The sequence below is a fragment of the Pelagicoccus sp. SDUM812003 genome (assembly GCF_031127815.1).
Taxonomy (GTDB): domain Bacteria; phylum Verrucomicrobiota; class Verrucomicrobiia; order Opitutales; family Opitutaceae; genus Pelagicoccus.
Genome location: NZ_JARXHY010000015.1, coordinates 11,814 through 26,526, shown reverse-complemented (window position 1 = coordinate 26,526; position 14,713 = coordinate 11,814). Strand labels below are relative to the sequence as shown.

Sequence of the window (14,713 nt, the reverse complement as noted above, 5' to 3'; positions counted from 1 at the left end):
CTTGGGGTTTTCCATCATTTTTCGATGGCTCGCCAGCGGTCATCTCGAGAATGGCGCGCGAGCGTCTGCGATGGTTTCGTTTCGCCGCAGTCTGCGGGAATTCGTTCGTCCTCCCTGCGTTTGCCTCACGGCCGAGCCGGTAAGGTCGGGCGGTTGAGCTATTTCCGACGAATCTGGAGGCGGAGGAAAAGGGCGGGCTGCAGTTGGCTTGAGGGCAGGGCGATGATCTGCTCTTCGCCTCGAGGTATCGATATTTCGGATACGTTCTGCCAGTTCTGCAAGTTGCTGGATGATTCGACGATGTACGCCACGTCTCCTCCTGGGGTCGCGAACCGATAGCGGGAAGTGCCGTCGGGGAGCGCTTCGAGTTTCGGCAGCATGCCGCTATCCATGCGCGAAGTGGGATCGTCGACGCCGAGGGCGAACTTCAAGAGATTGGCCACCCCGTCGCCCGCTGGATCGGCATCTGGCGCTGCTTGCCCGTTTAGTATCTCGCTCTCGGAAAAATGGTCCGCTACCCATTGCGAATACAGCCGAGGCGGCGCGGTCAGTTTGAAGGCGATGTCTTTCGAGAAGTCCGGCAGGGCGATCGGATAGTCGGCCGTCTCCAGTATCGTGATCGGTTCGGAGGAGGTGACCGCTCCGGAAACGGGATCGGTGAAGCTCAAATGGTAGGCGCCGGCTTTCAGGTTTGGCACGGTCACGGTGACATTCGATAGGGTCGGGCCGGTTTCCGCCCATTCGCCATAGCTCTCGTCGTATAGGTATCCATAAACCGACACATCGCTTTGCAGAGCGTATGCGGTAAGCTCTGCCAGGGCGCTCTCCTGCGCTCCGCTTAGCTCCAGGCTGGTCGCGGCGATATTGGGCTGCGCTCCGGGATCCTCCCCCGCCCAGAACGCGCTGATGGGCTTGAACAGGGGAAACAAGTCGTACGGCCGCAGGTATTCGGACCAGTACCAGAACATGTTAGGGACCCGCTTCATGGTGCCAATCCAGGCGGACTGCCTCACGTGATCTCCCCAAAGGTCGGGATGCGTCGGTTCGTCGGCGCTTCCGTAGCTGAGGTTGGAACCGTAGATGCCGAACTCTCCGACGAGCGCCGGCTTGGAAAAATGCTCCAGCATCTGGTCGTCGAGTTGCGCCACTTGTTGATCGATATCCGTCGCGTAGAGGTGTTCTTGAAGTATATCGATGTCCGGATGGTCCGCGAAGTATTCGAGCTCTTCTCGCGCGGCGCTGGTGGTCACGAGGTGTTGATACGGATCGATTTCCTTCAGGTAGCTGGACATGGTTTTATGCCATTGGCCTAGGACCGAGTCGAATGAGCTGTCGAACTGCTCGATCCAGTTCGCTTCGTTGAAGAGCTCCCAAGCGAAGACGTTTCTCGAAAAGCCCCAGCGAGCGACGATGTAGCGATACTTGTTTTGGATCGCTTTGATGGCCTGGGCGTCGGTGAAGAATTCCTTCACCTCGTCGGAGGGGATCCAACCGCCTTTGGCCTCGTTGTAGGGGTTGTCGGCCCAAGTCGAGTCCACGGTCGTGGAAAACTTTCCATGCTGCTCGAGCGCGATCTGCACGTAGACGCCGTGCAGGCTGGCTTTTTCCAACATCATGTCGGTCAGGGCCGCCGCTTCCTGACTGTAGCGTCCGACGCCGTGGTAGGTGTTTGACCAGTAGTCCTCGCTCCACTCGAGCGCCTGGCGTGAAAAGGCGACGAACCAGTGGCGCATCCAGTTCATGCCGTTCGCCGAGAAGGAACTGAGGTACTCGTCGTAGAATGGAGTCAGGGAATGGTCGTTCCATGAAAGGTTGATGCCGATGGGAAGGTAGGGCGCTCCGTTGTCGAAACGAAATCCCTGGCGATCCTCGGGGTCGAGCCTCACGAAGCCTGGCGCGTCGGAATAGGCGACATCGATCGCGTGAGCCGCGCCGAGCTCGGTCTCGTCCTCGTCCGAGCAACGGATGCGAATTTCCCATCTACCGGCGCTCTCTGGCGAGAAGCGCAGCATCCAGACGCCCTCGCCGGGAGGATTGAAATCGGCGAACTCTCCGATTTCCACCTCCGACCAGGTCACGGGCTGATACCAGAAGCAGGGCATTTCGTAGGATTCTCCATGGGGGCCGCTTATGAGCGCGTCCACGGAGATCTCATCGGGATCGTAGGGGTTGTCGTAAGTTGAACTCAGTTCGAAAGACGCTTCCGCTTTCCCGTACATCGAGACGTCGGAGCGTTCCCAGGCGAAGTTCTCGACGCTGGCTGCGTGCAGTTGGCAGAGAGTGGGCGCGGAGCAAGCGGCCAGGGCAACCGTATGGAGAACGAATCGGGGCGTATCAATCATGGGGGGAGGGGGAGTGTGACAGGGGTAGGCAAGGTGGAGGCATTGCCATGAACTCGAGCATATACGACCTGTTGCCGGGAATCCATGATAGCCCTGAGACGAGGTTTGAGAATTTTCAACGTGGGCCCTCGCCGCTCGCTTTGAGCGCGACAGCGTTCGTCGTCGGTTTGGCGATCGTAGAGGCTCTGGCCTTCTTCGCCCTATGTCCGATGCGCGTCTTATCGGTCGCGAAACCGGCGGCAAGCCGCGGCGCGGCAATAGACCTTTGCATTTTGCGGTAGGACTGCTTGGCTAAGGGGCCGTTTCCAAACGCTTTCCCTGATCCATCCGAATCTCTCGTCCCCTTTCAGACTATGAGTGTATTAGATTACTCGATACTTGTCGCCTATCTGGTTGGACTGCTTTCCTGCGGCGTCTACCTCTCACGCCAAGCGAGCAAGGACTCGGAAGCCTATTTTCTTGGTGGGCGAAAGCTGCCTTGGTGGGCTCTTGGCGCATCCGGCATGACCAGCAATCTCGATGCCGCCGGCACCATGACCATCGTGACGCTTCTCTACTTGTTCGGTGCGCACGGCTTTTTCATCGAGATGCGAGGAGGCGTGGTCCTGCCTATCGCGGTGTTTCTCGCCTTCATGGGAAAATGGCATCAGCGTAGTCAAGTCGTCACTACAGCGGAGTGGATGAACCTGCGCTTCGGTCAAGGCTTCGGCGGTAGGTCAGCGCGCTTTCTCGCGGCCTTGACCTATTTGGTCATCACCATCGGCATGGTGGTTTTCTTCTTGGCGGCGGCGGGCAAGTTTCTCGCGGTCTTTCTCCCGTTTTCTCCTGAAGCCTGCTCCATCGGCATGGCGATCGTCGCTTTGGTCTACACGCTGATGAGCGGCTTGTTTGGAGTGGTGTGGACGGACGTCTTTCAAGGAGGTTTGATCGCCGCCGCCGCTATTTACATCTCCGTGCGGGCGGGACTGCTCGTAGACGTCGATTTGCTCGCGAATTGGGAAGGAGCTCGGTATAACACGGCGCTGCCCCGTTGGAGCGACCAGGGGCTCGGCGAGTATTCGTTTTTCGGAGCCTTTCTGCTGGCGTGGATGGCGAAGGGCATCGTGGAGGGCTTAGGCGGAAGTGGAGGATCCGCTTACATGGCCCAGCGCTTCTATGCGGCTCGATCGGCCGCGGAGTGCGAGAAGATCGGCATGCTGTGGACCATCCTGTTCGCGTTTCGCTGGCCCATGGCCATCGGCATCGCCATCATCGGCATCCATTTGGGGATTGGAAACGAAGATCCGGAGCGGGTGCTGCCACAGGTGTTGACCTCCGATTTCTTTCCCTCCGGCATCCGTGGCATCGTGATAGCGGCGCTCTTCGCCGCATCCATGTCCACTTTCGACTCCACCATCAATGCGGGAGCTTCCTATGTGGTGCGCGATATTTTCGTGCCGCTTAGGCGAAACGCCACCGAGCGGGCGCAAGTGCTTTGTGGATACGCGGCGTCGGTGGGCATTGTGGCGATCGGATTGACCTTGGCCATGCTGGTGGTGGACTCGGTGGTCGACGCCTGGGTGACCATCGTTATTCAGCTCTTTCCCGCGTTTCTCATACCGTTCATGCTTCGCTGGTTCTGGGGCCGATTCAACGGGGAGGGCTTCAGCATGGGCATTCTGTTCGGCTTCGCTGCGTCTCTGACTGTAGCCTGGAGCGAACTGGCCGCTGGTTGGAACGAAGTCCAGGTGCTGGCTGGCATCGGAGGCTTTTCCTTGGTCGGATGCATGATCGGTACCTTCTTCTTTAGCCCGGTTGACCAAGCAGTCCTGCAGCGGTTCTATGAAACGGTGCGTCCCAATGGCATTTGGCCAAACGAATGGAAGGCGGAGCATCGCAGCGAGTTGTGGAAAAACTGGATACGGCTCGCCGTGGCGTTGGTCTGGCAGATCAGCACCTTCATGCTGCCGATGTTTCTTGTTCTCAAGCAATGGACCACAGCAGCCGGGTTGACGCTGCTGTGGCTGATCGCGTTTTGGGCCCTCAAACGGCTCAGGGATCCGGAAGAGAATACCTCCTCTCCGAAGATGATGAAAGGGTAGAGACGGTGACCCCTTCTAGGAGGCGCACTCAAGCGGAGAGCCTTACCAATCGGGGGTCTCGCCGAAGTGGACCGCCCCGTCATGGAGGTTGGCCTCTTTCCCGGCTGCCCGCATCAGCGCCAGAACTTCCGCTCCCGCTAGCAAAACGGGTCCGTATCCATGAGCGGCGTACACGTTGGTGTTTCGGTAGGCGTAGAAGGCGGGATCCCAGCCCATGCCGGTGCCGACGCAGGTACCTTCGACTTGGCCCAGCTCGTTGACCTGTTGAGAGACCGCGTTCCAGCCGAGCGAAGTAGCGGGACCATAGACGGCTGCGTCGAGCCACCCTTCGTTTATCCCCTTGGCAAGACCGAAGACGAACATGGCGCTTGCGGACGTCTCTTCGTAAGTCTCCGGTCGATCCAAGAGTTGATGCCAAAGTCCATTGATGCCCTGAGCGCGGACCAATCCCTGTGCGTGCGCTCGAAACAGGTCTAGCGTGGCAGCCCGCTGCGGATGATCGAGGGGCATGGCCGAAAGAAGCTCCGCCTTCGCCATAAACGCCCATCCATTGGCGCGTCCCCAGGGGAAGAACGGATGCTCCTCCATTCCTGCTACCCAGCCGTGCCGATACAGCTTGTTTTCCTCCACAAACATGCGCTGGGCGAACTGCAGCACCTGTTTCGCGGCGTCGTCGAAGTAGCTTGTTTCGCCTGTTTCGAGTCCCATCTGCGCGAGCGCCGGGACGCTCATGTAGAGATCGTCGAGCCATAGGCTGTTGGGGAGGGGGCGATTGCGAGCCAAGGTGCCGTCCGAAAGCCGGAGCTGCTGCTGGCTGATATGCGCGAGGCCGCTTTCGAACAAGGGCTCCAAGCCCCCGATGGACGCCTGCGAGCGCCTTGCTTTGATCAGAGCCGCCGACATGGCTCCGCAATGGTCGAGGGTGTGGGGATCGAGGAGACGACGGGTTGGATAACGCCTTGGTCTTTGCTCCGCATCCATCTCGCCATACACCTTGCCGAGGCGAGCGATGGTGGAGAGGCGGCTTGTGACGAAGTCCCAGTAGCGTGTGTCTCCGGTCTGTTCACCCGCCGCGATCATGCCCGCGTAGGTCACCCCCCACTCGTAGCTGATCAAGGAAAACAGACCGCGCTGCAGGCCTGGGCGATCGGGCCAGCTCTGGCCCTCTTCGAGCAGTTCTTCGGTATCCAGGTCGATGATACGGATGGGTGACGCGACTGCGAGATAGTCTACTACCCGCCCCATGACAGTTTCGATCTGCTCCGCTTCCATAGGGGCGTAGGGGATGGGGAAGTCGGAGGGCTCGCGCCAAAGTCCGAGGGCAGGTTTGGCGTCCTCGCCCGCGGTTTGAGCGGTAGATAGCGAGAAAGGCAGAGAAAGGGCGGCGAAGAGCCAGATGGTGCAGCGTGTCATACGGGGTGGGGTAGGCGATTTGCATCCACCCAATCGCACGGGAGGGAGCAAGTAAATGCCTCTGCGTATTGACAGTTTGAAATCGCTGTGGGAGAGCTGCCTGATTGTGTAGGGAGAAACCCGCCCTAGAGCTCGTCGTACTTGGCGTGAGAGCCTTTGGATTTCTCGACTGGATACTTGGCCGCGTTTTTCGCCAGCTTGTCAGCGATGGCTTCGTTTAGGTCGATATCCAGCTCGTGGGCCAGCAACAATGTGAACCATGCTACGTCAGCTAGCTCTTCGGAGAGCTGTATCCGTTTTTTGGAAACCGTATCCTGCAGCTCTTCCTTCGATCTCCAGAGGAATATTTCCTGTAGCTCGGCTGCTTCGATGGCCAGTCCAGCGGCGAGGTCCTTGGGATTGTGAAACTGTTTCCAGTCACGGGCGTCGCGGAAGGCGACAATCTTTTCTGTAAGGGCGTGTAGCTCGGAGGGAGGCATGGTCGTGTGCGGCTCTAGGTTTCGGTCGAGGCGAGCCTTTACCCAAACCCGTCACGATCGAGAGGTCGAGACGACAAATCGCCCACGTTCAGTGGGCCAGACCGAGGGCTTGGAAAACGTCTGCCAAGTCAAAGGCGGAAATCGCTTGGTCGTTGTCGCAGGTGTACAACGCTCCGTGCGGGAAGCGCGGCATGGACGCCTGGGTGATCCAGATGCCATCGGTGTTCAAGGTGCGCTCGCCTTCCAGGGTCGCGAGGTGCTCGAATGTCTGGCGATCGAAAACCAGGAATCGGTTTAGCGTCTTGCTCTGGTCGGTCACGAACCAGTAGCCGTCAGTTTCCGAGGTCTGGTAGAGGGCGATGCCTTCGACCTGATACTTGAAAAGGCCTTTGCCGAATGTTTTCCCGGTGAATTTCCCTTCGAGATCGTAGACCTTCACTTGTCGGCCGCGCTTGTCGTGCTCCAGCTCGTCCGCGATGAGCAAATGGTTGTGAACCGGATCGCCGAAAATTGACTCCACCACGAAGAGTCTTCCCGGACCGCTCGTCTCGCCAAAGCTCAAGTCGAGCTCCGCTTCCGCCGTCTTGCCCTCAGTTTCCAGCAGGTAGCGGCGAACGCGATGGTTAAGCTCCGAATCCGCAGGAATCTCTTCAGCTGGCGTTTCGTAGTTATCCGTCACATACACATGGTATTCGCCCGCTTCGAGCGCTTGGACGTAGAGTCCATAAGGTTTGCCAAGCTCGCTTTCGCCAAAGGTGGTCAAGGGAGTGTAGTCGGGTATGTGAAGCACCTGCACGCGGCGGTTGTCGCGTTCCACTACGAGCAGATAGTCGTCGACCACTGATACGCCATTGGGCCGGTCGAACTGGCCGAGCTCCACTCCTTGACCGCCGATGCGCTGGATCATGGCCCCATTGACCGCGTCGAAAACGTTTACCGAATGACCGGCTTTGCTCGTGGCGAAGAGAAGGTGCTCGCCGTTTGGCCCGTGCCAGGTCGCGGGAGAGTCGATGTTTTCTCTCGATTGGTCGGTAGTGAAGAAGACTTCCTTCACCTTGACAGATGGCGGCGCGCCGAGGCTTAGAGTCACGAGCGAGGCGGCGGAAAGGAAGAGTGATGCGATAAGTTTCTTAAAATACATGCGAATCTAAATGAGGCGTCTCACGGTTTGAAGACGCGTGAGACGCCAGAAGTTTCAGATCAATTTCAGGTTTTGAAAAAAGTGAAGATCAAGGAAGGTCTTAGTAGGACCAGCGTATGCCGGTATTGGCGCTCCATCCGTATTCTTCGAGCTGAGATAGCCGACCCGTTTCGCCCCATGCCGCGTGGAGCGGTTCGTCGGTGATGTTTAGCCAGTTTGCGAAGACGGAAAGCTGGGGGGTGATTTGATAGCTCGTAGTGAGGTCCAACTGCATGTGGTCCTGCATATAGCGATCTTCGATCGGTTCCGCTCCAATTTCATCAAGGTATTCATCCCTCCATGACGCTGCGAGTCTCAAAAAGATTCGTTCCTTTTCGTAGGTGAGAGCGATGTTGCCGACCATTTCCGATTGCTTGATGAATGGCAGCTCGCGCGTGGGGTCGCCTTCTTCTGCTGGAGCGACAGTCGCCTCACCATCCACGAAAGTCAGGTTGATGTAGGTGCCGAGACCGTCGAAGGGAGCTGGCAGAAAGGAGAATCGACGCTGAAAGGCTAGTTCGAGACCGGTGATGGAGCCATCTTCTCCGTTGCGGAAAGTGGTCACTTCGGCGTCTTCGATATCGGCGTAGGGCTGAAAGAGAGTTTGCTCGTAGATGAAGTTATCAACCTCCTTGTGGAACACAGCCGCTGAAAGGATGCCAAGCGAAGGCAAGTACCGCTCTACCGAGATGTCGAAGTTCATCGATTCCAGAGGGTCCAGCATCGGATTTCCGATTTCTACCTCGTCGCCTTCTATCTCGGCGAAGGGGATGGTTTGCTCGAAGCTTGGGCGAGCGATGGTGTTGTTCCATGACAGGCGTAGCACCGTATTTTCGTCGAGTTCCTTTCGAGCATGGATGCCTGGCAAGAAGTTCGAGTAGCTATTGCCACCGGACGTGGGGTAGATTTCCTCTGTATCGTCGTTGTAGGCGAAGCCAGTTGTGGTGAAGTCGGTGTCTTCAAGACGCGCTCCGGCTATAAATTCCCAATCAGATAACTGGAACTTCGCTTGTAGGTAGGCTGCCAATACGTCTTCGTTGGAAGTGAAGTCTTCCAAGGCGGAAGCATCCTCTGCGAGCTCCATCGCGAATGCGGCTAGATTGTCCTGATAAAAGGTGGAGATGGAGTGATCGATAAGAGGGAGACCGAAACCGAAAGGGTCGCGCGGCGAAGCGAGCGTGAAGGCATCAAGCGTATCCACGATCTCAGGATTTTCGTCGTTTTCGAATTCATCCAGATCGCTGGTCTTTTCCTTTTCACGCGCCAGAACACCCCATTTGATTTCCCGGAGGGCGGAATCGGAAATGAAATGGGTAACGTTGACGTTCGCTGACAGGTCCTCTTCTTCCACCAACTGGTTGGAAACGACGATTTCGTCGAACGCGTAACCATTCGGGTCGTAGATCCCGTTGCCACCAATTTGGCTAAGTCCAAGAACGTTTCGTGTCGTATCGGAAAAGCGAATATCGACACCGTCTTCGAACTCGTAGATCGCTTCGAAATCGTAAGGCGTATCTTCCTCTGCTTTCGAGTAGGCGAGTGTGTAGTCGACTTTGGTTTCGCCAAATTGATTCTCTCCGCCAAGCGAATAGGCTTCGATACCCATCTTTTCCGTGCGGTCTTTGAACTCGCGCACTAGCTCGCTATCTAGACCGACGAAAGAATCGTTCGTGATCTCGGTGAATCCGTCGGGTTCGATCACTCCAGCGTTTCGCGTCTCGGTGTCCTTGTAGCGGTTCCAGCTCGCTCTCAGGAAGTAGTAGGCGTCGTTGCTAGGCTTGAACTCTAGGTTGGAAGTCAGTCCTTTGCGCGTTCGCAGCAGGTCGTATTCGCGAAGTTCAACCGCTTCCGAAACGAAGCCGCTAGAACCGTCTTCCCCGTCTTCTTCAACCCATGGGTCGGACTCGTTGTTATCGGACCCAAACTTGCGTTCCTCCATCGAGGCGCTGAAGAGGAAACCAATCGTGCCTTCGTTGAAGGTGTTGCCATACGCTCCGCTTAGCTTGCCTTTCCAGTCGCCGATCAAGTCGCTGTAGTTGCCCTGTAGGGACATGCGCGCGGTGATGCCTTCCTGATCGTAGGCGCTGGGAGTTTTTATGTTGATGTACCCTCCAACGGAATCGCCCGGGTGGCTTGGAAGCGCCGTCTTGAAGACCTCGAGTTGCTGGAGATTGTCGGACGGAATGGTGTCGAGCAAGGTGGCTCGGTCGCCGGTACTAGGCGATGCCAGCTTCACTCCATCTACAGAAACGGAATTTAGGTTCGGGTCGATGCCGCGAATGACTACAAAGCGACCCTCACCTTGGTCGCGCTCGACCGAAACGCCCGGCAAGCGGGAAAGGGCCTCCGCCGCGTTCTGATCAGGAAACTGGCCGATGGCGTCCGCGGATACGGCATTTACCAGAGCATCGCTGCTTTTCTGGAAATTCAAGGCGCGAGCTTGTCCGATAACGGAACCTTTCACGGTCACGCCCTCGAGCTCCACGAAGTCGCCGCTCATTTGCAGATCGCGCTCGTTCAGGCCATTTTGTATCGATATTGTCTCTACACCATCTTCGAACCCTAGGTAGCGAAACTGAAATTGCTGAGGGCCTTCCGGTAGCGAGCTGAAAACGTATTCGCCACCGCGACGTGTGATCGCGGTCTGGCCAGTAGCGAGGTGGGTGACGAGCACGCCATCCAGATAGACGCCAGTGTCCGCGTCAACTACTCGACCTGAAAGTGAACCATCTGCTAGAAGGGGGGAAAGCGATAGGGCGAAACCCGCAGAAAACGCTGAAAGTCTTAGTATTGTAGGATTGGATACTGTCATTGGATGAATCCGTTTGTCGTTTGTTAGCTTTCTGTAAAGAAGGGCCCTTCAAGTCCCTCGTATTGAGTGAAGTCAAGTAAGGGTGGGTGTGGCGCCGAATTGTTGCAGGCACCGAACGTTCCTGTAACGTTCATGGGTAGAACCGCACCCGTCTTTTCAGTAGTCTTGCGGTGTGTTGACAGCGTAACGATGTGCACGCTTGCAGCGAAAACGGAGCTTGCTCTATCGAGCGGCCCGACGAATAGGTGGGGCGTGACGAAGCTGGAAACCCTTTGCCTTTCTTGTGGCCTTTGCTGCGATGGCTCCCTTTTCGACAACGTGCGACTCGGACCGAACGATGACGCCGCTGATTTGAAGCGTCGCGGCCTGCCGGTGAGACGCTCGAGAGCGAAAAAGCCGGTGACCTACTTCCGCCAGCCTTGTCGAGCTCTTGGGGCCGATTGCGCCTGCGGCGTTTACCAAAACCGTCCCCGGCAGTGCCGCAGTTTCGAGTGCCAGGTGTTCAAGGAGGTGGCGGCCGGCCGGGTCGAAATCGAAAGCGCTTTGCGAACCGTGAAGCAGGCCCGACGCAAGGCGGAGAAGGTGCGGCGTTTGTTGCGCGATGCGGGGGAGCGCGATGAGACGCTTTCGCTCACCAAGCGTTTCCGGCGGGTGCAGCGGCGTTTGGTGTCGGGTCAAGTCGATGCCGCGACGGCGGAGGTGTATGGTGACCTCGGTCTCGCCATGCATCAGTTCGATTTGCTCGCTCATAGGACGTTTCACACCTTAGCGGAGGACGCTTAGGAGGCCTTGGTATAGCGGGCGCTTCGGCGAAGCGAGATGCCGGCCTGATTGAGGCGCTGGTAGCCGAGCTTCGATTCTTGCTGCCTGTTTCAATCAGTTGACAATGGAGAGAAAAGGCATCGATTGCTAAGGTCCAACCGGCCAATCCATGCCTGTCGAATACCGCTACAATTCAAATCTCCGCACGATAGACATTAGCTGCATCGGAGAACTCGTCATAGACGAAATCATGACGTACTTCGACGACCTAAAGGCCGATGCCGCGGTGCCATGCGAGGCGGTGGAGCTGGTGGATATTTCGCGTGTGAGCCACTTCAACGTCGACTTTTTAGAAGCCGCCAGCATGCCGAGCGGCTATGTCGGCGCCTATGAGGCGAAGGCGATCCGGGCGACAATCTTGTTCGGCGCCAACCCTCTGAACCAAGGCCTAGCCGAATTGATCAGGGCCCACTTCTTGAATAACCTTCCGGAGCACACCTTCCATGTGGTGGAGGGACAGGGCGAGGCTCGCGCCATGGCGGCTCGCATCCATGCGGATCGCGATGCCGGAGCGTGTTAGATGGCTTGGGGGGCAGTGGGGAACAGGATCGTATCCAAATCTAGATACAGAAATGCCCCAGCGTTGGAACTGGGGCATTGAGCCAAGCGTGGGCGAGGCGTTTTTTTTCCTCGATTAGGAGCTGCCATCATTGAGGGTGACGATGCTGTCCGCCACGATCTCCCGACCTTCGAACAAGTCGTAGTCCGTGTCGCCGTAGACGCTCACGCGGTCTCCTACTTCGATGCGCTGCAGCCCTTCGTCATCCAGAGGATTGTAGCCCATTTCATCGGTTTCCACAGTTATCAGTCGACTGCCGGTGTCGATCGTGAACTCCTCGTCGCTCTTCGAACTGACAGTGCCTTGTACGATCGTCTGGTAGGGATCTGCCGCATTGGTCATCGCGATGTATGGGTAGTCCTCTTCGTCTCTGGCGCTCGCGTAGAAGTAGGTGTTGAGGTCTTCGACGTACACGCTGCTCGCTTCGATGGTTCGCTTTTCGAACATGTCGTCGTCGATCTTGCCCGTCACGGTCACTTGGTCGCCCTCGTAAATCTTGAGGCCATCCATGTCGTAGTCGCCGTCGTCCATTTCCACTTCGATAACGCCCTCGCCGTAGTCGAGTCGGAAGGAGTCGACGTACGCCTTGGTAACTGAGCCGCTCACGGAGATCCATGAGTTATCAGGCTTGGTCTCTACCTTGGGAGCTGAAGACGCGATTGGCTGCAGCATCAAGGCTGCGATGCTGGCGGCTGCGATGCTTAGGTGTCTCTTTGTCTTCGGTATCATTTTAACTCGTTGTTTGTGGGTTGCACGGTTTTCGGTTCGAACGGGAGATGAACTCGCAGGCTCGATGCCAATTTCGAAAGAACGTGGGGTTGAGCCCCGATCCGGCCTCTCGTTCCGCCCAATTTTACGAAATTGCCCACACGGCCAAACGGACTTTTTTGTGCTGGATGCATGCTGCAACCGTACCTCGCTGCCGCTGCTGCGGATTGCAAACGGTTCGGTCTGCCCGAAGGAACTGTGTTCGGCCTCACTTCGAAAATGCGGATTTGACGCCGCCCGCTGCGAGAAGAAGACCGTCTCAACCTTTAGCGAAACTCTTTTGGAATAATCTCCCCGTCATTCGTTCCTATTTCAGAGGCACGGCCTTGGCTCTGGAACGCCGATGGGCTCGTGTCAGGCAACTTTTTCGAAAATGGGAGAACGAACATGAAACTGGATTGTGGATACGGCGCTATAGGATTCTACCTCGCATGGCTTTTCTTGTTTGCGGCCATCCCGGATCGAGCTTTGGGGGAGGATCGCAACGTGGCGAAGGATGACGGCTTGGCCCTGCAGGGATACGACCCGGTGTCCTACCATACCGAAGCGGCGCCGGTGAAGGGGAGAGACGATATCGTGGTCGAGCGAGATGGAGCGTTGTATCGGTTTTCCAGTGAAGAGCATCGGCAAGCGTTTCTCGAAGATCCGGAGCGCTATGAACCTGCGTTTGGCGGTTGGTGCGCGTGGGCGATGCTCGACGGCGAAAAAGTCGACGTCGATCCTGAGAGCTATCGCATCTTCGATGGGCGGCTGCTGGTGTTCTACGACGGTTTCTGGGGCGCCACACGCGAGAAGTGGACCAAGAAGAGCCAGAAGTCTGGCGAAAAAGCTCTTTACGAACAAGCGTCGCGGAACTGGAAACGCGTCAAATGACGTTCCAGGGAGCGCCCGCTGCGCATTGGCTTTTGCGATGCCCCGACTCTTTTAGAACCAGATCGACTGCGGTCCCGCGGGAAGGATGCCGCTGGGATTGAGCTCGTCGTGGGTGAGGTAGTAGTGGCGTTTGATGTGATCGAGGTCTACCGTCTCGGCGATGCCCGGAATGTCGAAGAGTCGCTTGGTGTACGCGATGAGATTTGGGTATTCGATAAGGCGTCGCAGGTTGCACTTGAAATGGCCGTGATACACGGCGTCGAACCGAATCAGCGTCACCCAAAGTCTCCAGTCGGTTTCCGTAAGGTGTTCTCCGAATAGGTAAGGTCCCCGGCTGAGGCGAGATTCCAGCATGTCAAGCGTATCGAAGAGTGGATACACCGCTGCTTCGTAGGCTTCTTGGCTCGAAGCGAATCCTGCTCGGTAGACGCCGTTGTTGACCGTTTGGTAGACGACTTCGTTGAGTCGATCGATTTGGGGAAGCAAGTGAGGCGGGCAATGGTCGTGTCGCTCTCCAGTCAGGTGCTGGAAAGCGCGGTTGAACATGCGCATGATGGCGTCGTCGTTGTTGCTGACGATGCGTTTCGTTTCCTTGTCCCAGAGAACGGGTACCGTCACACGGCCTTTGTATTTGGGATCGGTGGCGTGATAAGCCTCGCTGAGGAATCTGAATCCATTGACCGGATCCGGCTCGCAGCGCGAAACATCGTCCACGAAGCGCCAGCCCTTGTCATCGCGAATGGGATCTACGATGGTCATGCCGATGTGAGGCGCCAACCCTTGCCGCTCGCGCATGATGATGGTGCGGTGGGCCCAGGGGCAGGCGAGCGAAACGTAAAGGTGATAGCGGCCGGAGACAGCGGGAAACTCCGCGTCAGGCTTATTCTCGATCCAATTGTCGAAGGCGTCCTCTTGTCGCTCGAAGGATCCGTCCTCGCCTTGCTCGTCGGGGAATTGGGCTTTGTTGGTCATGCTTCTAGTGACGATTCTGGCGATGTTTCTATTGCGCTGGTCGAGTATAGGGAAAACGGATACGTAAGTGGTGTCTCGGATGAAGATCGCTGAATTGGGAAACATAGACTGATCGACCAAGTTCGCGAGCTCAACTGATCGCATTCGTTTTGGGATGGAACGATGTTCGGTCGGTCGCCGCGACGAGTCGGCAATCCAGAGTGGCGAGTCAGCGCCCCGAATCGCAGAAAGGTGGATCGCACAGAAGGAGTCTTTGGATATCACGCCGCTTTCTCAGCGGAAATCGCCTTGATGGGATTGGGAGGCTGTGGAGAGCGAAGGAAAAGCGGGCGAACGGCGCGGCGTTTTTTCTGTTTGAACCCCCGTCTTGCTTAGGAGGCGTTCCTCTCTTTTGTGTGTTGCGTGTCGACGC

The 14,713-nt window shown here is 57.1% G+C and carries 11 protein-coding genes; 4 read left to right on the top strand and 7 right to left on the bottom strand.

Annotation, left to right across the window (positions count from 1 at the left end; translation table 11 throughout):
- Window positions 1-158: 158 nt before the first annotated feature.
- Complete coding sequence (locus QEH54_RS17935) at window positions 159-2,342, bottom strand: DUF5060 domain-containing protein (protein WP_309020082.1); 2,184 nt, start codon at window positions 2,340-2,342, stop codon at window positions 159-161.
- A 353-nt stretch (window positions 2,343-2,695) separates the two neighbouring features.
- On the opposite strand from QEH54_RS17935, the gene QEH54_RS17930 reads away from it, so the two are divergent.
- Window positions 2,696-4,423: a hypothetical protein gene (locus tag QEH54_RS17930; RefSeq protein ID WP_309020081.1), complete on the top strand. Its 1,728-nt coding sequence runs from the start codon at window positions 2,696-2,698 to the stop codon at window positions 4,421-4,423.
- Window positions 4,424-4,465: 42 nt separating this feature from the next.
- Here QEH54_RS17930 and QEH54_RS17925 read toward each other — a convergent pair whose 3' ends face one another.
- The 4 genes from QEH54_RS17925 to QEH54_RS17910 all read right to left on the bottom strand — a co-directional run bounded on the left by QEH54_RS17925 (window position 4,466) and on the right by QEH54_RS17910 (window position 10,307).
- A complete protein-coding gene (locus tag QEH54_RS17925; RefSeq protein WP_309020080.1) occupies window positions 4,466-5,836 on the bottom strand; it encodes a glycoside hydrolase family 88 protein in 1,371 nt (456 codons plus the stop codon).
- Window positions 5,837-5,961: 125 nt separating this feature from the next.
- Entirely contained in the window at window positions 5,962-6,315 is a 354-nt protein-coding gene (locus tag QEH54_RS17920; protein ID WP_309020079.1) for a nucleotide pyrophosphohydrolase, read from the bottom strand.
- An 88-nt stretch (window positions 6,316-6,403) separates the two neighbouring features.
- On the bottom strand, window positions 6,404-7,456 hold the full coding sequence (locus QEH54_RS17915) for a hypothetical protein (RefSeq protein WP_309020078.1): 1,053 nt from the start codon (window positions 7,454-7,456) through the stop codon (window positions 6,404-6,406).
- A 100-nt stretch (window positions 7,457-7,556) separates the two neighbouring features.
- On the bottom strand, window positions 7,557-10,307 hold the full coding sequence (locus tag QEH54_RS17910) for a TonB-dependent receptor (protein ID WP_309020077.1): 2,751 nt from the start codon (window positions 10,305-10,307) through the stop codon (window positions 7,557-7,559).
- Between the two features lie 252 nt (window positions 10,308-10,559).
- Between QEH54_RS17910 and QEH54_RS17905 the strand changes: the two genes are divergently transcribed.
- Both QEH54_RS17905 and QEH54_RS17900 read left to right on the top strand, forming a co-directional pair.
- A complete protein-coding gene (locus QEH54_RS17905) occupies window positions 10,560-11,090 on the top strand; it encodes a YkgJ family cysteine cluster protein (RefSeq protein ID WP_309020076.1) in 531 nt (176 codons plus the stop codon).
- Window positions 11,091-11,238: 148 nt separating this feature from the next.
- On the top strand, window positions 11,239-11,649 hold the full coding sequence (locus QEH54_RS17900; protein ID WP_309020075.1) for a hypothetical protein: 411 nt from the start codon (window positions 11,239-11,241) through the stop codon (window positions 11,647-11,649).
- A 114-nt stretch (window positions 11,650-11,763) separates the two neighbouring features.
- Here QEH54_RS17900 and QEH54_RS17895 read toward each other — a convergent pair whose 3' ends face one another.
- Window positions 11,764-12,417, bottom strand: coding sequence for a NirD/YgiW/YdeI family stress tolerance protein (locus QEH54_RS17895; protein WP_309020074.1), 654 nt, complete (start codon window positions 12,415-12,417; stop codon window positions 11,764-11,766).
- A 426-nt stretch (window positions 12,418-12,843) separates the two neighbouring features.
- Here QEH54_RS17895 and QEH54_RS17890 point away from each other — a divergent pair, with 426 nt between their 5' ends.
- Window positions 12,844-13,329, top strand: a complete 486-nt coding sequence (locus tag QEH54_RS17890) for a YHS domain-containing (seleno)protein (RefSeq protein ID WP_309020073.1) — start codon at window positions 12,844-12,846, stop codon at window positions 13,327-13,329.
- A gap of 51 nt (window positions 13,330-13,380) precedes the next feature.
- On the opposite strand, the gene QEH54_RS17885 is transcribed toward QEH54_RS17890, so the two are convergent.
- Window positions 13,381-14,406: a glutathione S-transferase C-terminal domain-containing protein gene (locus QEH54_RS17885; RefSeq protein WP_309020072.1), complete on the bottom strand. Its 1,026-nt coding sequence runs from the start codon at window positions 14,404-14,406 to the stop codon at window positions 13,381-13,383.
- Between the last annotated feature and the right edge of the window lie 307 nt (window positions 14,407-14,713).